The organism is Halovenus salina (assembly GCF_026410925.1).
Taxonomy (GTDB): domain Archaea; phylum Halobacteriota; class Halobacteria; order Halobacteriales; family Haloarculaceae; genus Halovenus; species Halovenus salina.
The window spans coordinates 107,295-131,718 of the sequence record NZ_CP112973.1 but is presented as its reverse complement, the minus strand read 5'-3'; the positions used below and the strand labels follow the sequence as shown (position 1 = coordinate 131,718).

General features: G+C 54.6%; 25 protein-coding genes and 1 pseudogene. 17 read left to right on the top strand and 9 right to left on the bottom strand.

Annotated features, from left to right (window positions below):
• Window positions 1-49: 49 nt before the first annotated feature.
• The 4 genes from tnpA to OSC37_RS17525 all read left to right on the top strand — a co-directional run bounded on the left by tnpA (window position 50) and on the right by OSC37_RS17525 (window position 3,244).
• Window positions 50-454 (top strand): IS200/IS605 family transposase, encoded by a 405-nt coding sequence (tnpA, locus tag OSC37_RS17540; protein ID WP_267164250.1) that lies wholly within the window; start codon window positions 50-52, stop codon window positions 452-454.
• Window positions 451-1,704, top strand: coding sequence for an RNA-guided endonuclease InsQ/TnpB family protein (locus OSC37_RS17535; protein ID WP_267164249.1), 1,254 nt, complete (start codon window positions 451-453; stop codon window positions 1,702-1,704). The genes tnpA and OSC37_RS17535 overlap by 4 nt, the downstream gene beginning before the upstream one ends.
• Window positions 1,705-1,911: 207 nt before the next feature.
• A complete protein-coding gene (locus tag OSC37_RS17530; RefSeq protein WP_438267606.1) occupies window positions 1,912-2,850 on the top strand; it encodes a ParA family protein in 939 nt (312 codons plus the stop codon).
• Entirely contained in the window at window positions 2,843-3,244 is a 402-nt protein-coding gene (locus tag OSC37_RS17525) for a DUF7970 domain-containing protein (RefSeq protein WP_267164247.1), read from the top strand. Before OSC37_RS17530 ends, OSC37_RS17525 begins: the two co-directional genes overlap by 8 nt.
• 196 nt (window positions 3,245-3,440) lie before the next feature.
• On the opposite strand, the gene OSC37_RS17520 is transcribed toward OSC37_RS17525, so the two are convergent.
• The gene (locus OSC37_RS17520) at window positions 3,441-3,869 is read right to left on the bottom strand and encodes a type II toxin-antitoxin system VapC family toxin (RefSeq protein WP_267164246.1); all 429 of its coding nucleotides are present in this window, start codon (window positions 3,867-3,869) and stop codon (window positions 3,441-3,443) included.
• The gene (locus OSC37_RS17515) at window positions 3,869-4,102 is read right to left on the bottom strand and encodes an AbrB/MazE/SpoVT family DNA-binding domain-containing protein (protein WP_267164245.1); all 234 of its coding nucleotides are present in this window, start codon (window positions 4,100-4,102) and stop codon (window positions 3,869-3,871) included. The genes OSC37_RS17520 and OSC37_RS17515 overlap by 1 nt, the downstream gene beginning before the upstream one ends.
• Window positions 4,103-4,370: 268 nt before the next feature.
• On the opposite strand from OSC37_RS17515, the gene OSC37_RS17510 reads away from it, so the two are divergent.
• The 3 genes from OSC37_RS17510 to OSC37_RS17500 are packed head-to-tail and all read left to right on the top strand — an operon-like array spanning window position 4,371 to window position 6,210.
• On the top strand, window positions 4,371-4,739 hold the full coding sequence (locus tag OSC37_RS17510) for a UPF0175 family protein (RefSeq protein WP_267164244.1): 369 nt from the start codon (window positions 4,371-4,373) through the stop codon (window positions 4,737-4,739).
• Window positions 4,736-5,242 carry a PIN domain-containing protein gene (locus tag OSC37_RS17505; RefSeq protein WP_267164243.1) on the top strand — a complete coding sequence of 169 codons (507 nt, stop codon included), beginning with the start codon at window positions 4,736-4,738 and terminating at the stop codon, window positions 5,240-5,242. The genes OSC37_RS17510 and OSC37_RS17505 overlap by 4 nt, the downstream gene beginning before the upstream one ends.
• Before the next feature lie 59 nt (window positions 5,243-5,301).
• Entirely contained in the window at window positions 5,302-6,210 is a 909-nt protein-coding gene (locus OSC37_RS17500; protein ID WP_267164242.1) for a hypothetical protein, read from the top strand.
• Between the two features lie 15 nt (window positions 6,211-6,225).
• Here the strand turns inward: OSC37_RS17500 and OSC37_RS17495 are convergent, their stop codons facing one another.
• Window positions 6,226-6,582: a hypothetical protein gene (locus tag OSC37_RS17495; RefSeq protein ID WP_267164241.1), complete on the bottom strand. Its 357-nt coding sequence runs from the start codon at window positions 6,580-6,582 to the stop codon at window positions 6,226-6,228.
• Window positions 6,583-6,689: 107 nt separating this feature from the next.
• Here OSC37_RS17495 and OSC37_RS17490 point away from each other — a divergent pair, with 107 nt between their 5' ends.
• The 5 genes from OSC37_RS17490 to OSC37_RS17470 all read left to right on the top strand — a co-directional run bounded on the left by OSC37_RS17490 (window position 6,690) and on the right by OSC37_RS17470 (window position 12,429).
• Window positions 6,690-7,661, top strand: coding sequence for a DUF7983 family protein (locus tag OSC37_RS17490; protein WP_267164240.1), 972 nt, complete (start codon window positions 6,690-6,692; stop codon window positions 7,659-7,661).
• Window positions 7,658-8,545 carry a DUF7964 domain-containing protein gene (locus OSC37_RS17485; protein WP_267164239.1) on the top strand — a complete coding sequence of 296 codons (888 nt, stop codon included), beginning with the start codon at window positions 7,658-7,660 and terminating at the stop codon, window positions 8,543-8,545. The genes OSC37_RS17490 and OSC37_RS17485 overlap by 4 nt, the downstream gene beginning before the upstream one ends.
• A gap of 63 nt (window positions 8,546-8,608) precedes the next feature.
• Entirely contained in the window at window positions 8,609-10,285 is a 1,677-nt protein-coding gene (locus OSC37_RS17480) for a transposase (protein ID WP_267164238.1), read from the top strand.
• Between the two features lie 62 nt (window positions 10,286-10,347).
• Window positions 10,348-11,369, top strand: a protein-coding gene (locus OSC37_RS17475; RefSeq protein ID WP_267164237.1) for an IS630 family transposase whose coding sequence is annotated in 2 segments (ribosomal slippage) — window positions 10,348-10,852 and window positions 10,852-11,369 — 1,023 coding nt in all. Because the reading frame shifts where the segments join, the coding sequence is not laid out codon by codon here.
• Between the two features lie 517 nt (window positions 11,370-11,886).
• The gene (locus tag OSC37_RS17470) at window positions 11,887-12,429 is read left to right on the top strand and encodes a DUF7342 family protein (RefSeq protein ID WP_267164236.1); all 543 of its coding nucleotides are present in this window, start codon (window positions 11,887-11,889) and stop codon (window positions 12,427-12,429) included.
• Between the two features lie 59 nt (window positions 12,430-12,488).
• Here OSC37_RS17470 and OSC37_RS17465 read toward each other — a convergent pair whose 3' ends face one another.
• Window positions 12,489-13,739 (bottom strand): RNA-guided endonuclease InsQ/TnpB family protein, encoded by a 1,251-nt coding sequence (locus tag OSC37_RS17465; protein WP_267164235.1) that lies wholly within the window; start codon window positions 13,737-13,739, stop codon window positions 12,489-12,491.
• A gap of 337 nt (window positions 13,740-14,076) precedes the next feature.
• Between OSC37_RS17465 and OSC37_RS17460 the strand changes: the two genes are divergently transcribed.
• The 4 genes from OSC37_RS17460 to OSC37_RS17445 all read left to right on the top strand — a co-directional run bounded on the left by OSC37_RS17460 (window position 14,077) and on the right by OSC37_RS17445 (window position 18,447).
• Entirely contained in the window at window positions 14,077-14,388 is a 312-nt protein-coding gene (locus OSC37_RS17460) for a DUF8065 family protein (RefSeq protein ID WP_267164234.1), read from the top strand.
• Entirely contained in the window at window positions 14,389-14,994 is a 606-nt protein-coding gene (locus OSC37_RS17455) for a hypothetical protein (RefSeq protein ID WP_267164233.1), read from the top strand.
• A 9-nt stretch (window positions 14,995-15,003) separates the two neighbouring features.
• On the top strand, window positions 15,004-16,245 hold the full coding sequence (locus OSC37_RS17450; RefSeq protein WP_267164232.1) for a phage integrase SAM-like domain-containing protein: 1,242 nt from the start codon (window positions 15,004-15,006) through the stop codon (window positions 16,243-16,245).
• A gap of 90 nt (window positions 16,246-16,335) precedes the next feature.
• Window positions 16,336-18,447 carry a DUF262 domain-containing protein gene (locus OSC37_RS17445; protein ID WP_267164231.1) on the top strand — a complete coding sequence of 704 codons (2,112 nt, stop codon included), beginning with the start codon at window positions 16,336-16,338 and terminating at the stop codon, window positions 18,445-18,447.
• 119 nt (window positions 18,448-18,566) lie between these two features.
• Here OSC37_RS17445 and OSC37_RS17440 read toward each other — a convergent pair.
• The 4 genes and pseudogenes from OSC37_RS17440 to OSC37_RS17420 all read right to left on the bottom strand — a co-directional run.
• A pseudogene (locus tag OSC37_RS17440) lies at window positions 18,567-18,698 on the bottom strand (arsenic resistance protein); the annotation flags it as partial.
• Window positions 18,699-18,821: 123 nt separating this feature from the next.
• Window positions 18,822-19,310, bottom strand: coding sequence for a hypothetical protein (locus OSC37_RS19040; protein ID WP_368409597.1), 489 nt, complete (start codon window positions 19,308-19,310; stop codon window positions 18,822-18,824).
• Window positions 19,311-19,327: 17 nt separating this feature from the next.
• Complete coding sequence (locus OSC37_RS17425) at window positions 19,328-19,879, bottom strand: DUF7342 family protein (protein ID WP_267164229.1); 552 nt, start codon at window positions 19,877-19,879, stop codon at window positions 19,328-19,330.
• A gap of 104 nt (window positions 19,880-19,983) precedes the next feature.
• Entirely contained in the window at window positions 19,984-21,537 is a 1,554-nt protein-coding gene (locus OSC37_RS17420) for a transcriptional regulator (protein ID WP_368409596.1), read from the bottom strand.
• A gap of 288 nt (window positions 21,538-21,825) precedes the next feature.
• On the opposite strand from OSC37_RS17420, the gene OSC37_RS17415 reads away from it, so the two are divergent.
• Complete coding sequence (locus OSC37_RS17415) at window positions 21,826-22,143, top strand: DUF6788 family protein (protein ID WP_267164227.1); 318 nt, start codon at window positions 21,826-21,828, stop codon at window positions 22,141-22,143.
• Window positions 22,144-22,418: 275 nt separating this feature from the next.
• Here the strand turns inward: OSC37_RS17415 and OSC37_RS17410 are convergent, their stop codons facing one another.
• Complete coding sequence (locus OSC37_RS17410; RefSeq protein ID WP_267164226.1) at window positions 22,419-23,648, bottom strand: Cdc6/Cdc18 family protein; 1,230 nt, start codon at window positions 23,646-23,648, stop codon at window positions 22,419-22,421.
• Between the last annotated feature and the right edge of the window lie 776 nt (window positions 23,649-24,424).

Below are 24,424 nucleotides of genomic sequence, written 5' to 3'. Positions count from 1 at the left end.
GCAGTCGTAATCTCTTTCTACTAGGCTCTACAAATATTGACTGAACCCAATGGAGTACGACCTCGACACTGGAGCGCACTCGGTGTATTCACTCCACTACCACCTGATACTCACTACCAAGTATCGGCGTGGTGTACTCACCGAGGAGCGAATCCAGTTCATTCGCGGGGTCATCGAGGGGTTCGCGGACAAGTATGGTGTTACACTGACCAACCTTGACGGCGAAGACGACCACGTTCACATCCTGTTCCGGGCCGAACCAACCACAGACCTCGTGAAGTTCATCAATACCGTCAAAGGTGCAACTGCTCGTCGCATCCGCAACGAGTACGAAAGTGACCTCAAAACCGACCTGTGGGGCGATTCGTTCTGGAACGATTCGTACTGTCTCATCTCGACAGGACAAGTCTCACTGGATGTGTTGAAAGAGTACATCGAAAATCAACGAGAATGAACTACAACTACAGGTATCGTCTCAAGCCCACCCAAGACCAGCGCGAGACGCTGGACTACCACCGCGATACCTGTCGTCAACTCTACAACCACGCACTGTACCGATTCAACCAGATCCCCGAATCTGAAGGTACGGTCAAACAGCGTGTGCGAAAAATCCGTGACGAACTTCCTGACCTCAAAGACTGGTGGGACGCACTCACCAACATCTACTCGAAAGTGCTTCAGCCCACCGTCATGCAGATTGCCAAGAATATCAACGCACTCGGAAAGCTCAAACAGCAGGGCTACAACGTCGGTGAGCTTCGATGGAAGTCTCCACGCGAGTTTCGCAGTTTCACCTACAACCAGTCTGGCTTCGAACTCGACAAGAAGAGTGGCCAGACTGTGCTGTCACTGTCGAAGCTTGCGGACATCCCAATCGAACTCCACCGACCATTGCCCGACGACGCCACGGTCAAGGAAGTCACGCTCAAAAAAGAGAAAACTGGTGAGTGGTTCGCCATCTTCGGTATCGAGATGGACACAAACCCGCCAGCGAAGCCGTCGCTAGAGGATATTGACACTGACGAGATGGTCGGCATCGACGTAGGCATCCTGAAGTATGCCCACGATACAGACGGCACAGCGGTCGAATCGCTTGACCTCAGCGACGAGAGAGAGCGACTCGAACGAGAGCAACGGAAACTCTCACGCAAAGAGTACGGGTCCAGAAACTGGGAAAACCAACGCCAGAAGGTAGCAGCGTGCCACCTGCAAATCAAGCGCAAGCGGCGTGACTTCCTTCACAAACTCTCGGCATACTACGCTCGGGAGTACGAGCTGGTCGCGGTCGAAGACCTCGATACGAAGGAAATGCTCGAATCACCGGGTAACAGCCGTAACACAGCCTCAGCCGCGTGGAACACATTCACTTCGATGCTCGAACACAAGTGTGAGCGGGAAGGCACGCACTTCGTGGAAGTTGACCCGGCTGGAACGACCAAAGAGTGTGCGTCCTGTGGCGTCAAGACGGACAAACCGCTCTGGGTTCGTGAACACTCCTGTCCTGCTTGCGGGTTCGAAGCGGACAGAGATGCAAACGCGGCGTGGAATATCCTTTCTCGCGGACTCTCGCAACTAGGAGTGGGTCACTCCGAAGAAACGCCTGTGGAGACTGCGCTCCCTACGGGAACTGCGGTTGTTCCTGCAAAGCGCGTCGTTGAACCAGGAAGCCCCTGCCTCAAGGAACGAGCGAAAGCGAGTGAGTAGGCAGGGGTAGTTCACTTAGCTGAGCGATTGCGAGTCTGAGGCTCGGTCGATGTTAGAACCCGTTTCGTGACTCTTTGTTCTCTTCTTCTGCCTTTCCTATTTAGGAATAGTTTACTATTCTAAAATAGCCTAATTAGAAAGAATAGTACACTATTCAAACTATTCACAACAGAATTAAGTCGTGAGGGAATGATACTGTTGAATAGTATGGGTGGCCCAGATAGTTGGAATAGCATAGATAGTACAAATAGTCCAAATAAGCCATATAGCTCGGTACAGACCGACAGGAATTCTCGCGCTGTGTCGGTCTGTATGCTGAAGGGGGGCGTTGGGAAATCAACGATCGCAGTCAACCTCGCCCGACAGCTGGCTGCTCAAGATCACGATGTCCTCCTCATTGATCTTGACCCGAACGGCCATGCATCTGTGGGTTTAGGCTTTGACGAGGAATATCACAACACGGAGGAGACCATTGGTGACGTCTTCTTCAATGATGCTGACCCAACCTCTGTGGTCTATGATACCGGCCACGAGTTCGACATCCTCCCCTCCAGCGAGGATCTCGAGCAGGTCGAGCGGGAGATCGTCGTTGGTGACGTCTTCCAGCCCTCTGCGCTGCTCAAGCGGGAAGTCGTCGACCTACTTCTCGAGGACACCTACGATTACATCGTTACGGATTCGCCGGCGTACCGGTCCCGACTCACGGACAATGCGTTGGTTGCGACGGCAAATTTGGTCCTTCCCCTTGCACCTGGAAACGAGGCGATGGCTGGCCTTGAGCGAACTATTGAGCGTCAAATTTCCCCGCTTCGTCAGCATATGGACGTGGACGTGCTGGCATTGGTCCCGAATATGCTGAGCGGTCGTATCGACCAGCAGACCCAGGATCGACAGCTCCTCGAACGATTGAATTCCCACGGTAGCCTTCAGGACCGTATCCCGAACTTCGCCCGGATCACAGATTGGGAGGCCGTCGATGCTGGCGACCTCAAACCCTCACCGGGCATTCGGGACCGTACCAGCATCACGAAGGCCTACGGCGAGCGCAAGCCGCTACTGGACTACGATCCTGACTGTGACCAGCTGACGTGTTTCGACGAACTGGCGCACATCGTTGAGGCTGGGGAGGTGGTCCGCCATGGCTGACGATGATCCGTTTGCCGACCTCGGAGAGACGCTTGAAGATGAACCGGACGACGAACCACAGGATACGGATGAGGCATCCGAACCGGAGACGATAGAGAAGACCTCGGCTCAGGACTCAGTCGAGCCGCGGGACCCGATAACCGATACTGCGTTCAGCTACGAGGATGCCAAACAGCGCCCGTTCTATGCCCGTGAGGTTACAATCGAGGACTTCGATGCTTGGCTGAAGTACGAATTGGAGCGCGAACTTAATCAGCAGGGCTACCAGAATATCGTCGTTCGGGAGATGACGGACGCGCTCCTCCGAACTGTCGTGGAGGAAGACCTTGTCGACGAAGTGGCCGAACGGTTCGGACACGCCCGCGAATCCGCTTCTTTAGAATCGAATGAATAGATAGCTATTCTAAAATAGAATACTATTCGACTGCAGTTCGTTCCAATACTGCCGCTCGAAGACAGTCGTCGGGATGCCGATGTCGAACAGCAGCGTTCGCGGGGCCGGCGGCGTCTGGCGCCACTCGTCAAGTGGGCAAGTGAGAACGACGAATCCCTAGACTTCGTTCTCTTCGACGGAGCACTCGGTAGCTGCACTACCGGTACGGATTTTCGGCGGTGTCGAGTCGGCTGACATCGTCGAGGGCGTCGAAGTCGTCGTCTAACGAATAGAGGTAGTCGATGTCTTCCCGATCCATGTAGGCGGCGATGGTCGCATCGACGAACGACAGCTCGTCGTAGCGTCGGAAGATAGCCTGGGCCGCGTTGAAATCCGCCTTTGGGGTGTGCTCTACCTTGAAGTGTGTGCCCTCAACAAGGCGGTCAAGCATCCCGTTAGCGGCCTGCGGGGTGAGCTTCTCGCCGGTGATGTTCAGTGTCTCCGCGACGACGTAGTTCGTCACGACGGCCGTCGGAAGTGCGCCGTGGTCGATCTCCCGGATAATCTCCCGGCTCCGTTCGTGATACTCGTCGCGAGCACTGGCGCTGGCAAAGAGGACGTTCGTGTCTAGGAGCGCGTCTGGCATCACTCGCCTCCGAACTCGCCTTCGACCTCAACGGCGTTCGTCTCGCCGGCGTCGACGGGCTCAAAGTCGTCGAACACCCCCTCGCGCTGGTGGACAATCTCGACAGAGAGGTTCCCGTCGTTGTCCATCGTCCACCGGAGTTTGTCACCCGGTTCGATATCGAGGCGCCGCCGGAGGGCGGCAGGAATCGTCACCATCCCCCGGTCGCTGACCTTGGTCTCTTCGGCAGCCATAAGAGAAAAAACAAGCCGACGACCAATACATGTTGCGGCACATGTGCCTGTTTGACCGGCCAAGAGAGCGTCAAATGGTAACAGTACTCACTCTGTTGTAGCACGGCATCTGGTGGCTACGCTGTAGAAAGTTGTCGAAATTCTCGTATATGTTTGGGTGTAGTCTAACATCCAAACAGCCCGCAGGAGTTGAGACTGGCTGTCTCAATGCATATGGCGATCCAGCGTAGTTCATAAATAGTATGAAGGCGTAGTTTGAGATAGAACGATGGCACGAATCACCGGCTCGTATCCAGATGACCTCGATCTCCTTATTGAGGGGGCTGTTGAGGCGGGTGTGTTTGGCGGCAAGAGCGATGCGTTGCGCGAGTTCGTGCGTGAATACTTCAAGGACAACGAGAACGAACGTATTGCAGCTGCGGTCGCCCTCTATGAACGCGAGCGCATCACGCTTGGTGACGCTGCGCGACTCGCCGATGTCGACCGCTGGACGATGCGGGATATCCTCCGTGAGCACGGCGTCGAACTTCGTCTCGGACTCGTTGACGAAGACGACGCAGCCGACGAGGTAGCGGCAGCACGCGAACTCGAATTCGATGATGAGGACTCGGACGACGAGGGGTCACGCGCGAAATGACAGGTGATGATATTCCAGCTAACCCGAGCGTTCTGAACACGACTGTCCTCTCGAATTTCGCGTATATCGACCAGCTGTGGGTCGTTGCAGGACTCTCTAGAATCTGTACAGTGCCAGTCGTTCGCGAGGAACTCGAAGACGGCGTCGATGACCATCCGTATCTCCAGTCAGCGCTCGATACACTCGACGACGAGATTCCAGTCGCGACGATTTCGGATACCGTCGCTAATAGAGAGGCCGTTGTTGGTGGTCATCTCGATCCTGGCGAGGCCCAGGCGTTCGCCTTGGCGGACGCAGCGGACGGTCGCCTACTGACCGACGACGGGGATGCCCGGTCGTTTGCGAAAGATCAGGGCGTGACTGTTGTCGGGTCGGTCGGAGTTCTGTTGGCTGCAATCGATGCCGGGAAGATCGATGAAGCGACTGCTGACGAGTGGCTGTCGACGTGGATTGACGAGATCGGGTACTACGTGCCGTATCGGGCGATCTCGGAGTACCGATAAGGAACTCGCTCGAAGTTCGAAACGCCTGATTAGTGTGACCGTGAATACGTCTATTATCAATGAGTAAAGCCGACAGACGACTGTCTGAAGAGAGCGAACAACGGTTTCTGGATCTGTACGCCCATCTGTTGGTGTACGTCAACGATCGATTCGATGTCATCGAAGAGATCGAAACGGTCGCTGATCTGGAACAGCACTACACTGATGAGCTTCTCCCGCTCCGAAATACGCTGTACAACGAGTCGACGACGGATCTGATAGAGGACTTCGTTGAAGCGAACCCTGCCGATCTGTCGGACGCTGATCTCGAACAGGTCGAAGCATGGACTGACTTCGTCGCCGGAGAGTTCGTCGTCGTCCGCTATCGCGAGGACGACGCGATCTTCCTCGATTGGACAGAACCGCCAAAAGCATACGCAGTCCGCCCGGCTCGGCTTCCGTTCGCCGAACTGTGGGATGAATCTGCACTTCCAGTCCTGGTTTCGAGTGTCGCTCTGTTGCCGTTCGAAGGCGAAATCGTCTACGATGGATGGGTCGGAGTCAAGAACATCATCTTCGGAGGGTCACTCAGTACCGACATCGACGACGAGTACGAGGAGGCCAAACATCGCTTCGGCATAATCGACTCGCTTCCAGCACCCGGGGAAGACGAAAAGACGGACGCCGAAGAGTTGCGCTTCTACATGAAGAACAAGCGGAACCGAGAGCGATACGGGTCGGAGATCGAACAGTTGCGAGAGAAAACCGACGAACTGGAGCGGATTTACCATCAGGAGATGGGAAAGGCCCGTGCTCGAAGCTTGGGTCGGGAACTGCGTGAATTAGGACTCAACGAGGCCTATGTGGCGATTTACGATGACCGGATTATCACCAGTTCTCCCTCCGAATCCGAGGTTCGCGAGCTCCTCGAAGAGATTATGCCTGCAGGGAAGGCTACCCACCCCTACATTTACCACTTCGACCCCTGAACGAGAGTCAGCAGCCTACTGGAGTTGTGTGACCGTTGAGGAGATCTCGCTTTTCGTCGGTTCACCGGAGAACTCGAACACTCTGTCCCCGACACCGAAGGCGTACCTCTGGTAGGACACGTCGACGTGAATCCAGCATTCGACATCGCTGTCTGTCGCGTCATATTCGGCTTCACCTGTATTCTCTCCATTCTTCAGCACATCGAGTAGGTATTCTTCGATACGTGACGCATTCGCGATTCGCAAGAGATGGTTGGCAGCGACGGTATCTAACACGTCTGCTGGGGTTCCGTATCCTTCGCCAATGAGATAGAACTCGCCGTTATACTCGTGTGACTCGATCTGAACACAGAGTGCGTACGTCTCAGCCATATCGGTAGTTCCGAAGAGATACGTATCAGAGTGTCTATTACGGAGACTACCCACCGATGGCCGCGTTGTGAACAAGATTTAGTCGGAATGGTGCACAACCACAGTATATGTCTTTCACCGCCAGCTGGCACACGCTTCTCGAGGAACTCGACGACCTTCCCGAAGGTGCAACGCTCATCACGCCGCTCTCTCATCACCGATTTCGTATTACTGAGGTACAGGAAGCTCGTGTCATCAGCCACTTCGAAGACAGGGATGAGACGCGGCCACTCCAGCGAGACCAGTTCGAAACGCTCTATCGACGGATTCAGGATGCCCCGGACGGGTTTGACCTTGACCGTCTCCCGGCGGATGCCGATCCATACCCAGCGGTGTGGAGTGTCCATCCACGGTTCGAGGTTGATGAGGATGCTGGTGTCATCACCCAATCAGAGATCGCGACGGCGACGCAGGTAGTCGACGCGGAACAGGAACCCACGGACGAGGACCGAACTGAACCCGACGGACTGGATGTCTACTCGGACACGCTCCTCCTCATCGATGCACTCGAACGTCACGATGTGACTGATATCCCTGAATTGGAGACGAACGCACTGGTGAATCTCTACACCCTGCTTTCGGATGTGCAGCGAGATGCCAACGAGTTCCGCCAGGAGGTCGCCGATGTCCTCCTCGCCCGCTTTTATCACGACCGTCCAGTCTCCGGGCAGTACGGTTCGGTCCAGCGGACGAGCCGCCGCAATCGCTCGCTCAAAGACGACGAGGAGGTGCTGGAACGCCTCGAGAACGCTGGCATCGACCGCGAACGTGTGCTGAGTGTCGACCGCTCGAAAGTCGATGAAGCACTCGAGGTGACCACACTCTCTGAATCGGATGTCTACGACATCGAGGAAAGCGAGTACGTCCGTAAGGCAGAGGTCGACGAGGACGTGAAAGAATCTCGGCTCCAGGGGTTGAAAGACCGTCTTGCGGCCAGTGACGACGACGAAGCTGAACAACTTCGAGACGAGATCGAAGACCTAGAGCAGCGTATCGACGACCTCACGAGCTTCCGCACGGGTACGGAGATGCAAGGATGACTGCCTACCGATTTCGCGTTAAGTTCGACCCGGACCCGACATCGCTGTGGCGAGATATCGTCGTCGGGGCGGATAGGACGATTGCTGAATTCCAATCAGCAATCAACCCCGCATTCGGGCTCGATCAGGGTCATCTCTGGTTCATTGGGGGCGATGAGGATTACTGGGACTGTGCTGTCAAATACCAGTGCCCGCAGGAGTATGAAGAATCGCTTGGTGGCGACCCGGTATTGCGTACCGAACGGATCGAGAACGCAGGAGACGTGACGATCGGCGAGATGACCCGCCAACTCGGCCTCGAACAGTACGACCGCATCTGCTATCTCTACGATTACGGCGACGAGTGGCGCTTCTACGGCATCCTGAAAGAAGTTCTCAGCGATGAGCCGAGCGACACAGAGCCAATAGTCGTGAAAGAGAAAGGCGATCTGATCAACGACCAGTACGAGCCGTCGCGGGTCGATGAGAGCGGCCCTCCTCTGCCTGATCCGCTGTATTCCGTACTTCCCGAAACCGCTGTGCCCGTTGCGGACCTCCGTGAACTGGAGGAGCACGAGGATATCGTCCACGTCATTCCGTTACTCAGCATCGAAACCGGGTTCGGAGCGGTCTGCGAACGGTTCGCGATTCAGTTCGAGGAGACAGGATACATCCTTGAAAATTTCCAGCCAGGATGGCAGATCGTCGAGGAGGTCGACGGAGCAAACAAGACCGAAGAAGAATTTCTCGCCGCGCTTGCCGACGCAGTACGCGAGTGGCACGCTGAAATCGCGGAAATGTCGGGAGCGATGACGGGACAGCACTTCGGCGAGGAGACTGTCGAAGCCATGCACGTCGAACTGGAAGCCGAACTCGAACGCAAGGGGTACGGCCACCTGTTGTAGTAGTCGTCCAGCCCTCTGTTGATCTGGACGAATTCTTGTGCGTGTCCTACTGATTCTCCCGTAGTGGCTTCGACTCCTGTCTCTCGTCGAACGGTCTTTCGAGGCATCGCTCAACGATCGTACGTCGAGTGGCCGGCGTATGATTCGACACCACTGTACGATCGAACGTCGCTTGTGGGATTGGAATCGGATGTACGGACGGTTTCGGAGGCGTGGTTCGCCCACCAGAGCCACGACTCAATCGAGCAGTTCGTCTGTTCGTTACCGCTGGCCTACTTCAGATTCGAGTCCCACGACCGCTACGCGAAGTCGACCCGGTACGAGATGGACTCCCTCTTTCGAGTGTTCGTGCTGAAAGAGATCCACGGATGGAATCACGAGACAGCACTCGTCGAATACCTCGAGAGCCACCCTGAACTTTGCAAGCAGTTCGAGTTTGAGGGCGTTCCGAACCAGTCAACACTGTGGCGGAGCTGGCACGAGCGCTTCACCGCCGATTTGCGGGAAACAGTCGAGACTGCCGCACAAACGATTCTCATTACCGCTCAGAATGAAGGTGTCGCTGTTCCACGTCATCCGGAGCGGAAGCCCCCACAGCGAGAGAACGAAGGCAGGGAATCCAATCCCGACGACCGGGCCGTCTTGGAACAGGCGGAACAGATAATCGACCACGTCAGCCGCATCGTCTTCCCGGTGTTCTCGTTAGACCGTGGTGAGGGCTGTGAGATTCACGAGAACGCCTACTGGGGGTTACAGACCTATCTCGGGTTGCGTGAGAACCTCGCTGCTAACGAGGGCGCTCGTAGCTTCATCCACGAGTCGACACGTGATCGGACGCCGCTTGGTCACGCCCACCGCGACCAGATTCGTGACCTCTCTATCGCGGAGATCCGCGAAATGTTACGACAGGCAGTCACCCGGCTACTGGATGAAGTCGGCCGAACAGAGGAGTTCTTCCGGGCGGGAATTGTCGCGATCGACATCACCGAAGCTGACCCGTTTACCGGCGATAGGACGGGCCATGAAGACGAGATTCTTGGAACGAAGGAGAAGACTGACGAATACGCTTACCAGTGGGCGACGGTTCAGTTAGTCGGGAATGCTGTCCCGATTGTACTCGATGCGCGGCCTGTGCGGCGGGGTGAGTCACGGAAGGAAATCGTTGAGGATCTCTTGGACTCTGCTGAAGCAGCCGTTCACGTCGACAACGTCCTGATGGACCGGGAGTTCGACAGCCAGCACGTTCTGGAGATGATCGGTCAGCGGGGGCTCTCGTATGTCGTCCCAAAGCGGATGCAGACCAGCGAGAAAGCGCAGGCCAAGCGGTTGCTTCGACATGATCAAGACCAGTACGAGACCGACCGGAAGCTCTACCTCGGCAAGAACGAATGGCACGAGACGACGCTGGTCTACTGTCGGAAAGAGGATTCTGAACACGACGATCACCGGCAGTATTCGGTTTTTATGACGAATCGGGGAAGCGGACACCTGACTGAGTACGGCTATCGGTGGGAAATCGAGAGCGGCTACAAGTCGATCAAACGGTTTATGGCTACCACGACGTCGAAGAATTTCGGGTTGCGGTTCTTCTATTTCGCGTTCGCGTGTTTGCTGTACTCGATTTGGCGAGCGGTGGATCTGCTGGTACAGGTCGAACTAGCTGGTGAATACGAGCATTCGCCGATTGTGACGGCCGACAATACGTTGACGCTGCTCAAGAAGGAAACCGGAATCGGGTAGTACAGCTCCCAGACTGATACTGAGGGCTAAAATTTCATGGAACTTCAGCGACAAGGACCAGTATGGCGAGATTGGAGAACGTCTCTGTCGAAGACCTCCGCCAGATCTTGGCGGAGGTCGATGATGCCGACGCGACAAAGCGGATCATGGTTGCGATCACCTACAAAGAGATCGACGACCTGACGCAAACCGATGCAGCCGCACTCTACGGATTTTCTAGCAGTTGGGCCTCGAAATGGTTCTCTCGCCTCGAACGGCTCGCTGACGAGCCGTTCGAGGAGGTTGTCTACGACAAACCACGAGAGGGTAGACCTCCCGAACTCTCTGCCGAAGAGCACGAGCAGTTCGTTGAGGTTCTTCACGAGTCACCCGAAGAAATCGGATATGACGCGCCCGCGTGGTCTGTTCCGTTGGCGCGTCACTACCTCTCTGAGGAACTCGGCGTTGAATACTGTGAACGCCACGTCCGACGACTGATGTCCGAGGCCGGGCTGTCCTGGAAGACAGCCCGGCCGGAGTACTACAAATCCGACGAGAGAGCCCAAGAAGCGTGGCAAGAAGGCTTCAAAAAAAGCGCGACAACCTGGACGACGAATACACAATCCTGACCATTGATCAGACGCGGCAGGTTCTCTCGACGTTGATCTATGCGTGGTTTCCAGAGGGAAAGCGCCCGTCACTGCCGGTGACGGGCGCGTGGGATAGCATCAAGCTGCTCGGTGCAGTGAGTGATTCCGGCGAGACGTTCTTTCTGCCCTGTGCCGAGAACTTCAACAGCGACACGACGATTCGCTTGCTTGACGCTCTCCAGACCGAATTCGGCGAGAAAATCTGTGTTGTCTTGGACAACACCTCGTATTTCACGGCCAACGCAGTGCAGGAATTCGTCGAGGACACGCCGATCGAACTGTGTTACCTTCCGCGGGGTTCACCAGAGCTGAACCCCGCGGAAGAGTGTTGGCGACGGCTCGATCAGGCTCTTGGAAACCGCCTCTTCGACACATTAGATGAACTTCGTGAAGCTGCGCTCACCGCGCTTGATGACATCGAGCCGCCGAATATTTTCACGTACTTATGTCTTTGAGTATGAGTTCGTATGGTGTTTGAGTGGCAACACTAACAGAAAGCGAGGAAATCTGGCGATAGTGTTGGAAAAATAACAAGAATGTGCGTTTTGAGAGCGATTTGAAGTAATTCTCTCTCACTGATTCACCCAAATTCACGCATTACAGCCCCGCTAAACCCGCTGTAGTCTCAACTTCCCAACAGCCCGCTTTTAGTATACCATTATATAGTTTATAGCTGTGTATCCATGGCTGTTAGCAGTTCTACCACTAGAATTCGGCAATTTGATGGAATATACAGTTGGACGTGATTACTCCAATAATCACGACCACTTTGAAGGACCCCCGCGCCGTCGGTGAAGCACAAATGCTAGAACCGCCTCACGAGGTCGCTTTCCCCAGGATAGAGCCGTCAAGACTGGGCTTCCATATTGCTCTTAATCCAGTTACTGTGGGTAGGCGGAATGGCCTAGAACTTTACTTCGATATAAAACGAATTACCTCAATTTATATTGAGACAGAGTGTGAATGTAGCGTATGACCGAAGACGAAGCGAACTCAGAGAGCCTGATGGACCGTCAAACCACAGGTGAAGATCGCGTCCGAATGGTCGCCCAGCAGCTGTCGGAGCCGCGGACGGCGAACTGGATCGCATCTGAGGCAGACTGGTCACACGAACCCACCAAGCGCGTCCTCAGACGGCTCGTCGACGACGGTATCCTCCACCGTGACGAGACCGGCACCCACACCACGTACTATCCCGATTACCGACGACAAGCTATCCAAGAGGCGATGCGCCTGCGGGACAGCGACCACACTGTCGAGGAGCTTACGGACCGGCTTGCGGAGATGAAGGCACAAATCCGTGATTGGGAGGACGAATTCGATGTTGAGTCGCCGAACCAACTTCGCGGGACACTCGCCAACGAAACGCTTGGCAGCGATGAAGAAGACCGTCGGCGTGAGATCGCTCAGGCATGGGAACACCTTCAGTGGCGCATCGAGATTGTCGGCTTCGCCATTCGCGAGTGGGATTTTCTCGCTCCGAAGACAGAGTCTCCTGAGGTTTCATCCGTGTGACATCCTCCTCGCCGTTTACCGCGAGGCTTCCCGTACCGCAGGTTGGGATATTTGCTGGTCTACGATACGGCCTGTTCTCTCGTGTTGAACGTCCCGCTCTCGCGGTCAAACAGGTGTACCGATGGCTGTGCCACACAGCCGTTACTCCTATCCACACCGTACGGATTCGGAGTTATCTTCTGGCGCATGTTCTCCGCCCCATTACAATCCGCGTTGGCTACCAACTCACACGACGAGCAGACGTACAGACCGCGTTCGACACGGTTTGACTTCGTATCGTCACCACACGCCGAACACGTCTTTGACGTGTCCCACTCGTTCTCTTTCAACACCTCGACACCACATATCTCGCCTTTGTATTCGAGATACTGGTAGATGCGGTCGAACGCCCACGTGTGGAGTTTCTTGTTGCCTGTCTTGCCCCAGTCGGACTCTCGCACGTCTTCGGGCCAGCTCACTGCGAGCGTTCCAACACCGCGCTCGACGCACTCGGTGATAATTGTGTCCGTGAGCGTGTGGTAGAAGTGGGTTTCACGCTCTGCGAGTTTCCGGCGTGCCCACATCGACTTCTCTGACGGGCCGTTCTCGCCCTCGGTGTCGTACTCTGCTCGCGTGAAGTAGTGCTTGTCCTGCTTGAGCGAGTTACCGGGATACAGGACGTATTCGTCGGGGAATGCGACCGTGGCGATGTTCTTGATACCAAGATCGATTCCAGCAACACAATCGCCTGCGGAGTCGGTGGTTTCGAGTTCGACTTTGCAGACGAAGTGTACTTCCCACTTTTCCCCATTCCAGACGGCGCGAACGTTTTGTACCTTGTTGACTTCTGTGAGGTCAACGTCCGGGCGTGTCTGGTACTCGCAGAGGATGAATTCCGACCAGTACTCCTTGAGGTTCGACCCTTTGCTGAGTCGGACACGGTTGTTCTCTGGATCGTGTTTGAACCCGTCTGCCTTGAACGTGACCGTACTCTTGGGTCGTGTGTCGCCGTGTTTGCGGTAGCCGGGCGGATTCGCCTCGTCAAACTTGTGTCGCAGATCGAACCACGACTGGAAAGCGTCAGAAAGTTCTTCGATGACTTTCTGACTGGATTGCGCGTTCAAGTCTTTCCAGCACGACTGGTTCTTCATGTACGATTTCAGCACACCCTCGACTGGGATTTCGCCGGTCTCACCCCAGATGCGGTCGGCTGTCCATCGTGCGACATTCCAGATCTTCGAGGCGGAGTCTCCGAGCGAGTCAAGGCCATCGCAGACCTGCCGGTGGTTCTGGATGGAACCAACGTAGGTGCGTGTGACCTCAATCGCCATACATAGCCCAGGTAGATGAATCAATTTAATGATGTGGATTAGCGTGGAATATCCAGCCTGCTATCAAGCGGTGGCTCGCGTAATTGAGTGACGCGATTCACGCCCGCCGTGAACGGCGGGATTCTCTCGCTGTAAGAAGATAGGGTGGTTAAGTGAAAGTCGGATTTCTAATAATCTATATAAATCAGTGTTCCGTCACACGGCATGGTCACCGTGAGACGGGATGCGTCTCTAACCAGGTGGCGAGTCGCACAGATTTCCGTCTGATTAATTTTTTGTACCTACGTGTTCACACAGTAGGGAACAACTTAATATCCCGGCCAACATAGATTCACGTATGAGCCAAGAATCGCTTGATGATACGATTAAATTCCGTGCTGGCCCGCTCAAAGAGGCAGCTACGGAAATAGACTCTGTTCATCTGGGGGGAATCAACATTAGTGAACTCGCACGCGAAGGGCTCACCCAGATGCTTCGGCGAGCGATGACGGACGATGATAAGATCGCGATTTATGAACGCTATTCGGCTGGTGAACTCTCGGAGGACGCCGCCCGTGTGCTTCTCGGTGACGAGTTCGATCTACTCCAAGAGGATATCGACGCCTTCCGCGAGGCTGCCGGAGAGGACACCAGTGATTATCTCGTCTGAATGACTGCCGACGACACACGGTATCCGATTCTCGTCGATACTGACGCGCTGATCGCCGTTGCGAATAGTTCCTTATTTGGCCAGCTCACTGACCATATTGGACTCACGACGACAAACGTCTGCAAGCAGGAACTCGAACGGCACGTCGAAAACACGCGGGAGACCGCACCAGAGGGAAGTCGTCCCTACCGGCTTCATCATGGGAGCCGTGCCGCACTCAAAGCGCTCGAAGACGCCGAAACAACGCTGACGCAGATAACGAGTGTCCCTCGCCCGCATGGAGCGGACGCCGGTGAAGAATCGCTCCGCCAGGAAGTGCTACAGAACCCGGAGGCTGTCGACCTCGTCATCTTGATGGACGCGGCTGGCCGCCGCTCGATCCGCCGGGTCGTCCACGACCAAGACGAATCGATCCAGGTCGTAGCCCCGCCATTTCTGTTCTACATCCTCTACGACAATGACCTGATTTCGCGGCAGGAGTTCTGTGAAGCCTGCGGGGAGCTGTTGGAACGCGAGGGGTGGATCGGATACAATGCCGTGAAGGCTGCGTGGGAAGGAATTCCCACCAATTGTAGCGACATCTTGGACGACCATCTGCTCCCGTAACACATATCTATGAATCAGAATCCCTCTTCGACACGCAGTAGTTCGACGCCGCTCGCGAGTTCCTTCGAGCGCTACCTCCAAGACAAGGGGAAAGGCCGCGGTGGCGACGGCGGAAACTATCGACGCAACGCGGAACGCGAGCTCGACCGGTTCGCTGAATGGGCCGCCGGCGACCGAGGCCCTGACGACTGGACCGGGATCGTCCCCGACGACGTCGACAGAGAGCCCACCGTCGAGGACCTCGATGAACGCGTGTTCCGAGAGTACGCCCGACATCTCGCCGGCGATCTGGGGCTCAAGCAGAATACGGTCCAAACTTACTACCGCTATATCTCTGCGTGGTGTGGCTGGTGCGTTAACGAGGGCTACCTCAAGGCGCATTACGCACAGCGAGCAAGCGCGATGGCCCCGCTCCCTGAGGACGACGGTCGCAAGCCCGGTGACCAGCAGGCATGGACGTCCGAACAACGCCACGCAATCACCCGTCACGTCGACGAGCGAGCCCGCGACGCCGTCGAGGCGTACACGACACTCCCAGAGGATACTGGCACCATCGACAAGCAGCGAGCGCGTTACGAAGCGCTGAAAACGGCTCGTGACCGGGCGCTTGTGTTCGTCCTCGCGTACACGGCCGTCCGTGTGGGGGAGCTCCTCCGGGATCCGAATGACCCGCGCCGGCGTGGCGTTCGCTGGGAGGACCTCTCGCTTGAGGACGGGAGTATGGACGTTTACCGGAAAAAACAACAGTGGGACGCTGCCAGCCTCCCCGACCCGGTGATTTCGCCGCTACGAAGCTACCGGAAGTTGATGGACCCACCCACGGAGCGCTGGCCGGTGTTCCCGACGTTCGACCAGCGAACGCTCGCAGTGCTCGTGCAGGAGGAGCTAGCCGACCGAGGGGAGCGGCCGGCTGCGATTGATGAACGACGTGAGGAGTACGCCCGAGACCTTTTGTTGGTGCTGGATGAAGACATCCGACCCCCGTCGATGACGACAGACGGTGCCCGCTCAGTCCTCCAGCGACTCTCGGAAACCGCAGAAATCGACATCGACCATCCGAAACACGACTATCTCGCCCCACATGGTGGTCGCCGGGGGATGGGGGAGGTTCTGGTCCGAGCATTTGGATATACTATGGCTGCCCGTTATCTCGATAATTCCGAAGAAATGGTGCGTGAGCGGTACTCCCATATCGAGGCTGGTGAACTCGGTGATGTGGCTACTGAAGCTCTTGAAGAAGTCGATATATAGGACCGTAGCCGCTGTTGGATGTAGCCATGAGCCAAATTACGAATTCGCATATCGCTACCTATTTGCTATGGAGACGTGACAAGACGTGGTATGGATACACGAACGGTTCATCTTGATTCGTTGTTGACCGATGGGATATTCGACATCCCGAGCTACCAGAGAAGTTACTCCTGGACAGAGTCACAGCTTCAGGATTTTCTTGAGGACCTGCTCTATTTACCAGAGGGCAAGTCACACTTTTTCGGGAACATCATACTGAACGAGCAAGACGACCACCACCGAACAGAACGCGGGAAGCGGTTTGTGAGATATGACGTTGTTGACGGGCAACAGCGGTTAACTACCTCAATTGTATTCTTGCACGTCGCAGCACAGCGGAGCGATACAGTCGAAGAAATGCTAGCTGAAGATAATCTCCTGTTCCCGGTAACAGAACGCCCACGGTTGCTTCCCCAGGACCAAGACAAGGAATATTTCAGAGATGGATTGCTCGGAACAGCACAAATTGAGACGGAGACCCCATCGCAAGACCGGCTAAAGCAGGCCTTCGATTATTTTGAGGCGAGGCTTGGAGAATTGGAGGACAGTACCGTCTTAGAATTAGCAAATAAACTTCGCTACGACTGCCGTGTCAACGTCGTTGAGATAGACGATCAATCGGAAGCAGCCTCAATTTTCGAAAGTTTGAACGACCGAGGCCGTCCTCTCTCAACCCTGGATAAAACGAAGAGTTTCCTGATGTACATGGACGACCGCTCTGGAGACGGGACGTCGCTTGAAACAGTCATAAAACAGCGATTTGGGGGTATCTACAGGGACCTCTTTGTACTCAAAACAGGACACGAGCGGGTCAACGATTTCGATGAAGACAGCTTCCTTCGATTCCACTGGGGAATGTACGATGGGTACGATTCGAATGAGTATTTCCAAAGCTTTGAAACGCTCAAGACACGACTGCGTGAAGAGTATCGTTCTGGCAACCTCAGCAAAGTCCAAGAAGAGATTAATCACTACGTACAGGACCTACGCGAAGGGTCAGCGGCTTTTGCCGCGATGTTTGAGCCACAGAATCATCCCCGGGAAGTAGCCGAACCGCTCTTGCGATTGCTGGAACTCGGTCGGATGGCGAATATATTGCCGATTCTCATGGCATCCTATCTTCAGTTTGCCGAGGACGACCCCGACGGGTTCCGGCAAATAATCGACGCGTGTGAGACACTAGTGTTCAGAATGTATGCTATCGACAATCGCCGGTCAGACACTGGTCGGGGACGTCTTGTCCGACTCGCTCACGAAATTCACACTGATTCATCTCTCGATTCACAGGCAGTTGTCGAGAAAATCGACAGCGTTACCGACCGATACACCCCAGATGAACGTTTCGAGCGTCAGCTTCGAGATCCTGACTTCTATGCGAGTAATTCCAGCCGCGATACGAAATACCTGTTCTACCACTACGGGCAACAGATCGACTCAGAGGCTGATGAAGAAATCCTGCGGGATATCCCACACATCCTTTCGAGCGAATTCCAGGTCGAGCATATCCTCGCCCGTAAGCTTCCAGACGAATCAATCCCAAGAGAACTTCAAGACGAGTTCGAAGACCACGTTCATCGACTCGGGAACCTCACCCTTGCCAGTCGTTACTGGAACAATTCTTACGGAAACCTCCCGTTTTCCGAAAAGAAGTGCGCGAGTGGAGACCGTGAAATTGACTACGAATCCTCTGCACTCAGGGTCCAGCGCGAGCTGGCGGACTCCGAACAGTTTAGCAAATCCGAAATAGAGGCGCGTGAGGAGACACTTGTCAAGTTTGCACTCGAAGAGTGGGCAATCGACCCGCCGGGGGTCGAAAAATCCCAAGATGAGGTCCCCGAAGATTTTGTCGGATACTTTCCCTCAGACTTTTTTAGCCGATTAACCGACAAACAGGAGGCTCTTCTTCGGGCCCTCTACAATGCAAACCGACCGCTATTGACTCACGAAATTATCGAACGAATTGAAACCGAGTACGGTGAGGTAGTCGACGGAAGCAGCGGAGTTTCTGGAATTCTCTCTGGACTTTCAATGAAACACACGAAGGAGTTCAGACGGTCTATTATGTCAGCCCGATGGAGCGGTGAAGACAACCAATACGAGTTTTGGTTAACACTCGATGAGGACCAGACGGACATCTTCGAAGAGGAGCTAGCCATTAATTGATATCGCTCTTGCGTAAGCGATTGTTGGTGGAGAGTATTCGGATGATTTTGAAGTGATTTGCGCTCGACTATGCGAGCTAGGAGCCGGGTCTAGACGGGTGAAACCAAGGGATTTCCAGTTTAATTGGGGCCATCTGGAACCAACCACGCGGATACGACCCGTGTGAGGACGACCATCCCTGTCAGTTCGACAAGTGTCTGAGTGACCACGACCGCTGGCGCAAGCGCGTAACCCGCCGGGTTCGCAGCGGCCTGTCTCCACAAAGCGGGGCAAGAACAGGGAAAGTGGGTGACGCAAAGTGATGTGGCTGAGTCCGGGGATGTCACCCCAACTACCATCCGGACGCATCATGAGACACTCGATGAACTAGCGGTCTAGACCGGCCAAGTTGGGATCGAGGGCGTCCCATTCTCCCAGCGAACCGCTTCTACCGCCGTTGTGAACTGCTGTAGTCGGTCATCAAGGATGGCGAGAGCGTGCGCATCGAGAAACATTACACCATGCCGATCAGCGGGCGTGTCTTCGTGATTGAGTTGGATGTGGCAGCGCCCAAGACCCGGATGATCGGCGTCCTGGTGAAAGCCGATCATGAGGTTCCGGTCCGGTTCGACCCAGTTAATGCGGTAGTATTCATGCTCGACGCCAGCGGGGTACCAGAAACGGATCTCCAGTCGTGCGGTCTCCGCGTCGTAAGAGTTACTCAGAAACGTCGTCGGATCGATATCCGCGATGACGTACCGTGGTCGGCGTCGAGACGGACGATAGCGGACGTCCTCACACCCAGCCTGTCTCGTCAATCGGTCGTGAATGTCGCGGAGGAGAGTCCGCTGTGTATAGCGGTCACGGCCGGCCAGAAAGATCATTCTGTGTGAAGAGAGGATTAGCTCGTGGCGCGGTCGGCCACGTCGGTCATTTGTTCGCGAGCGGCTTCGACGTCGGTGTAGAGTTCGAGTGCGTGCTTGATGAGCCGACGGTCCTCCTCGTTTTCGCGCCAGAACGCGATGACGTGGCGGCGTTCCCGAAGCTCGGCACTTGCGAGGTCACCGTCGGCGAGCGACTGTTCAAGCTCCTCCCACGTCTCGATATCGTAGGTTGCCTGCCACTCCTCCATCTCCTCGGTTATCGCGGCCAGTTCGCTCCGCAGTTCTTCGCGCGTGTTTTCTTCGATGAGCGTGCGGATTTCCTCGAAGAGCAGTCGCGTGTAGTCTGGCTGATAGCGCGTCATCTCGCCGGACTTGACGCGACGCAGCTGGCCTTGGTCGACAAGATCCTGGAGTTCCTCGTTGGTTGTGCTCCAGGCGGCGTCGGCCTGCTCGCTGATCCAGTTGACTGACCGTGGTTCGCGAAGCGTCTCGGCGACCACCCGAATTCGGTCACGGGCACTCATTGACTTGGACCACGACTGGACGCCATCTCGCGAGGATTCGGACATGCGTGGCACCTCTTGCAACAGTGTTGACGCTGTACTCTCATATATGTTTGTACCCTCTCGTATAATCTAGAAGGCGCTGCGAACCCGGACGTTGAAGTGTGGAGTCAGCACTCACTTGATTCGGTCCGCTCGTACGTATTGAGCCGCCCACTCCGGTCGACAGTGATCTCCCCCTCCTCCTCGAGCTTCCGGAGCTTGTTGTAGATTTGGTGATCCGGGAACTCTATCTCTTCCCGGAGGTCTTCAATCGTTTTCGGATCTTCCAGCGAGACGAGCAACGCGTTCTCAAGACAGTATGAGACGAGCCGCTCTGTGATTGGCGCGACAATATCGTGCCGCTCCTCGAGGACATCGAACGTATCGAGCACTGCAAAGGAGAAGAACTGCCCCGTGCGGGCCTCCTGGGTTTTGATCTCCTCGAAGATTTCTTCCCAGTCGGGATTAGCCTGCTTGCCGATCAACGCGACATCTTCGAGGTCCCCCTCTCGCTCGGTGATCGATTTGAACAGGAAGATGTCGGTCAGTGAGAGCAGATGCACGTGGAGGTTCCCATACTCGTAGGATTGGTCGCACCGTTCGATCATTGCCTCGTTCAGCTGGAGCTGGCCAGCGACAGTCTCGACGAAGATGTCCCAGCGCGGAAACCCCTCTTTCTCGAGCACCAGACTGGGATCAAGTTGAGTGTATGCGCTTTCTAAATTGCCACGTTCCTCGTATCCCTGGTCCTGTAGCGTTTCCGCGACCGCAAAGAACGTTTGGCCGTCTTCGACGACGAGGTCGACATCCTTGGTCGAATCCTTCAGGCCACGCAGAATGAGGTTGCCACCTCCAAGGAGATACACGTCGACAGGCGTCTTGAGCTGCCTACCGAGTTCTTCGAGCCCGCGTCGAAGGCTATCTTCCGGATGTTGCCCGCGTGGGTAAACCCCATAGTCGTTTGCGAGTGCGATGAACTCCTCCCAGGGAAGAAAGAGGTCTTCTTGATGTACCTCGCGTTGATCGATGTACGCAAAGAGGTCAGCCCATTTTTCGACGCAGTCCCATCTGTTCGCGAGCCTCCACAGCTCGCTAGAGTCGAGCGTGGCGCGGTGGGTGAGATAGAACACGCCAGCCATCCCCATCTGTTTCTTGGTCTCGGCAACGACCACCGCATGAATCAAGATCTCTTCAAGCTCTAACGAGCGATCGTCCTGGTAGACGTAGGTCTTTGCCGGATGATAATCGACACCGTAGCGGGTGAACGCCGAGAACGCAGTTGGCGTGCCGTCGACATCGTCCTTGCTCGCCGCGACCAGTCGCTCGCCATGTGCGCGGAACTCCGTCTCGAACGGCGTGGTTCGAGTTCTGGCTTCCAGAAAGGACCGAAGCGTGTCGTCGGTAATTGTGTATCCATCGTCTGTTTGTGTAATCGCCCCTGTCTCCCGGATTTTGTTCACGTGCTGGTAGAGCGTCGACTTCGCAAACCCTTGTTGTTCTAACTCCGAGATGGTCTTCGGCCCGTCGAGAAGCGCACCCAGAATCTCCTCTTTGGTCCCCGTCAGTACTTTTTCAAGTGCATACTGTTCGAGGAGGTCTGCAAGCAGCGTCGCCTCGTACGTGGTAGCCAGCCCGACACCATCAGTTCGGTCGATGAGATTGTCCTCCTCCAGATCATTCACGACCTCCGACGTCCAGCTTTGACTTTTGCCGATCGCTTCGGCTAACTCACCGACAAGGTATGATCGATCCCGCAAGCAGTCGATAATCTGTAGCGCCGTTGCTCTCATTAATTCCAATTTCACCGATATAGATATAAATACATCGGTGAAATTGGAATTAAATCTACGATCCATCGACTAGATCACTATCCGCGCTCTTCAGGATTCGAGTGGCGACGAGATGATCTCTAATTAACCAACAAATCTTTGTTAGTAGGCGCTCTGTTGGTTAATACGAGGTGACCGCTAATGTCCTACGAGCCACCGACGCCGCCGGCGGAACTCCCAGCAGATATCGTCGACACACTCAACGGGTACTCCCCGGACCAGCTCCAGCACGTCGTAGACTACGCCGAGGAGCTCGCAGAACACAAAGCCCGAGAGGCTCGTCTCGAAGAGGAGTCAGCGGAGAACGACGAGCGCCCCGATAACCTCCCGGATGATGTCCCGTCGAAGGCCACTATCACGATCAAGGAAATCAACGACAACCGCTACTACTACTGGCAGTGGCGGGAAGGTGACAAAATCAAGTCGAAATATAAGGGGCCGGTTAACCCGGATGAATAAACGCACGGACCCCCGGGTACTTCCGCGTAAGTAGCTATAGTCTACCAATTACCATGTCAGAGTGTATCTCTATTTCATCCTTCCCACCCCCGGGGGTTTCCGCGTAACGTTACTGACCCTCGGGAGCGATAGAAGAGTGCTACCGCGAGACTTAATCCAGAGACAGTTGACAGATGGTCCTCGTCCCTCCCCCGGGGTGTTCCGCATAACGGTCTGTCGAGAAGGCTCGCACTGACATGCAGTCTAAGCAGGCCTCAGTGAATTGCATAACCCGATTAATCAAGATACTCCTCAATGGAGCGATTCGTGGTGACCAATTCAACGGCGTCACCTAACCGCGAGTCCTCAGAGAGAATATCGAGAGTCATGCCGAGGTCAGAGGCCATTTCAAAGACGTAGTGAGGGCCACCTCGATTGCCGGTTTGTTTCTTCGTCGCATCAACAACACCCATTAGATCAAGCTCAAGCAGATGATCACGAAGACTACGCTGGGTACGGATATCAGCGTTAATTTCTCGAGCGATGTCCTTGTATCGCGCGTACAGTTCAGTTGTTTTCGCCGGCGTTGAACCCTCGACCTCAAGTGCGACAACAGCAGTAAGGGACATTTGGTCCTGAAGCGTCATCTCTCGAATTCCTTTCTCGATGTTCTTCCGATCGATGCGCTCACGAGCTCTCCGAACATGGTCTTCAGTGACCATCTCATTGCCCGTGTTCGATGCGAGTTCACCGGCTTTGTACAGATACCGGAGCGCTTGTCTAGCTGAGCCTTTATCTTGAGCTGCATTCGCTGCGCACAGAGGAATCACGTCTTCGTCCAATACGCCATCTTTGAAAGCCTGATCGGCACGTCGTTCTAAAATAGAGCGGAGTTGAGTCGCATTGTAGGGAGCAAAATGGATTTCCTCATCAAAGAGCGTATCCTTGACTTTCGGGGAGAGGTTATCTCGAAACTTGAAATTATTCGAAATACCGATTACACTGAGATGCATACTGTCTGGAATATTACCATTTGATTTGGCACGCGGGATAGAATAGAGAATTTCGTCAGAGGTACCAATATTATCAATCTCGTCAAGAACGACAATAACCGTGCCCCCGATATCGGAGACAGCCTCAAAGAACTCATTCGTAATTTTACTCATAGGATGGCCGTTCAGGTTATCGCCGGTAAGGCGTTCAACGAGGTTAATGAGAACATGATATGACGACGAGTCACCAGCACAGTTATAATTTATACTGGTGATATCAAGACCTGCGTCGTCTGCGGCTTTTTCCAGATCTTCGAGTTTATACTCAATGCCTGCCGTTTTCCCCTGTCCTGTTTTCCCAAACAGAAACATATTGTGGGGCCCTACCCCGGTATCCCGTATTGCCGGCGCAAGCGCATTGTGAATGTGACCCAACTCCCCGTCACGCTCGGGGAGTTCCTCTGGGTCCCAATCGTCCGTAAGCGGACGTTCATCCTCGAAGATTTGAGATCCACGTTCAAACGTCCGTGACATAAGAATTAGCAGACACCCATCACATATAAGACTAAGCATTCGATTGGTTCTGCTTCTGCACAAATTACGACCGGTACGGGTATTTCTGCAGGCCCCGGGGGTTTCCGCATAACTCCAGTTGAAATAAGGGGAACGATAGCGTGTCATAGAATGGCTCTCACTAAGAAAAAGACCGCTACGTGCAACGCGTAGACTTGTCTCAGCTTTCGATTTGCCGACGGAGTACGATGTAAAAAAACGCAAATGCAAGTCCAATTACAGCTCCCGTTATTACAGCTCCCATCACGTCGTCATTAAAGAGAATAACCTCGATCCCCGTCCAGAGAAGAACCCAAACGACCATGACTGCTGCCGTGAAAGTCCATGGTTGATCTAAACTAACGTTTTCCATTAGTACCCTCTTTCTAACTTCACTTGATGAATTTGTTGTCCAGTTCGCTGCTTATCTGATCGGCCGTAACTGATTCTATGACACGCTAGGAACGAAGTAGTCAACGTAATCGACAGGGGATCCCCGGGCCCCCGGGGGTTTCCGCATAACCAGTGAAAGAGAGATGAGGACGAAGGAATTTGAGGAGAGTGTCTATTATAAATAAAGAGGTGTTTTGAGTTAAAAGAGAAGTTATTATTAAGAAATTAGGAGGTGAGTGATTGGAAATATCCATTTAACCGGTTGAAAGTTGACTTTTCGTATTTTCATCAACTCAATTGTATAGGTAATACCTAGCTAGAACAAAAGAATTATATTATATAACAGAGTTCAGCTACATCTCATA

Bases quoted from the DNA above. Each gene is read 5' to 3' on its own strand.
- OSC37_RS17500 (WP_267164242.1), top strand. From the start codon at position 5,302: ATGAGTAAAGCCGACAGACGACTGTCTGAAGAGAGCGAACAACGGTTT.
- OSC37_RS17515 (WP_267164245.1), bottom strand. From the start codon at position 4,102: ATGGCTGCCGAAGAGACCAAGGTCAGCGACCGGGGGATGGTGACGATT.
- OSC37_RS17410 (WP_267164226.1), bottom strand. From the start codon at position 23,648: ATGTCACGGACGTTTGAACGTGGATCTCAAATCTTCGAGGATGAACGT.
- OSC37_RS17520 (WP_267164246.1), bottom strand. From the start codon at position 3,869: ATGCCAGACGCGCTCCTAGACACGAACGTCCTCTTTGCCAGCGCCAGT.
- OSC37_RS17455 (WP_267164233.1), top strand. From the start codon at position 14,389: ATGACTGCCGACGACACACGGTATCCGATTCTCGTCGATACTGACGCG.
- OSC37_RS17530 (WP_438267606.1), top strand. From the start codon at position 1,912: ATGGGTGGCCCAGATAGTTGGAATAGCATAGATAGTACAAATAGTCCA.
- OSC37_RS17425 (WP_267164229.1), bottom strand. From the start codon at position 19,879: ATGTCCGAATCCTCGCGAGATGGCGTCCAGTCGTGGTCCAAGTCAATG.
- OSC37_RS17510 (WP_267164244.1), top strand. From the start codon at position 4,371: ATGGCACGAATCACCGGCTCGTATCCAGATGACCTCGATCTCCTTATT.
- OSC37_RS17495 (WP_267164241.1), bottom strand. From the start codon at position 6,582: ATGGCTGAGACGTACGCACTCTGTGTTCAGATCGAGTCACACGAGTAT.
- OSC37_RS17415 (WP_267164227.1), top strand. From the start codon at position 21,826: ATGTCCTACGAGCCACCGACGCCGCCGGCGGAACTCCCAGCAGATATC.
- OSC37_RS19040 (WP_368409597.1), bottom strand. From the start codon at position 19,310: ATGATCTTTCTGGCCGGCCGTGACCGCTATACACAGCGGACTCTCCTC.
- OSC37_RS17465 (WP_267164235.1), bottom strand. From the start codon at position 13,739: ATGGCGATTGAGGTCACACGCACCTACGTTGGTTCCATCCAGAACCAC.
- OSC37_RS17505 (WP_267164243.1), top strand. From the start codon at position 4,736: ATGACAGGTGATGATATTCCAGCTAACCCGAGCGTTCTGAACACGACT.
- OSC37_RS17485 (WP_267164239.1), top strand. From the start codon at position 7,658: ATGACTGCCTACCGATTTCGCGTTAAGTTCGACCCGGACCCGACATCG.
- OSC37_RS17460 (WP_267164234.1), top strand. From the start codon at position 14,077: ATGAGCCAAGAATCGCTTGATGATACGATTAAATTCCGTGCTGGCCCG.
- OSC37_RS17490 (WP_267164240.1), top strand. From the start codon at position 6,690: ATGTCTTTCACCGCCAGCTGGCACACGCTTCTCGAGGAACTCGACGAC.
- OSC37_RS17445 (WP_267164231.1), top strand. From the start codon at position 16,336: ATGGATACACGAACGGTTCATCTTGATTCGTTGTTGACCGATGGGATA.
- OSC37_RS17470 (WP_267164236.1), top strand. From the start codon at position 11,887: ATGACCGAAGACGAAGCGAACTCAGAGAGCCTGATGGACCGTCAAACC.
- OSC37_RS17450 (WP_267164232.1), top strand. From the start codon at position 15,004: ATGAATCAGAATCCCTCTTCGACACGCAGTAGTTCGACGCCGCTCGCG.
- OSC37_RS17535 (WP_267164249.1), top strand. From the start codon at position 451: ATGAACTACAACTACAGGTATCGTCTCAAGCCCACCCAAGACCAGCGC.
- tnpA (WP_267164250.1), top strand. From the start codon at position 50: ATGGAGTACGACCTCGACACTGGAGCGCACTCGGTGTATTCACTCCAC.
- OSC37_RS17525 (WP_267164247.1), top strand. From the start codon at position 2,843: ATGGCTGACGATGATCCGTTTGCCGACCTCGGAGAGACGCTTGAAGAT.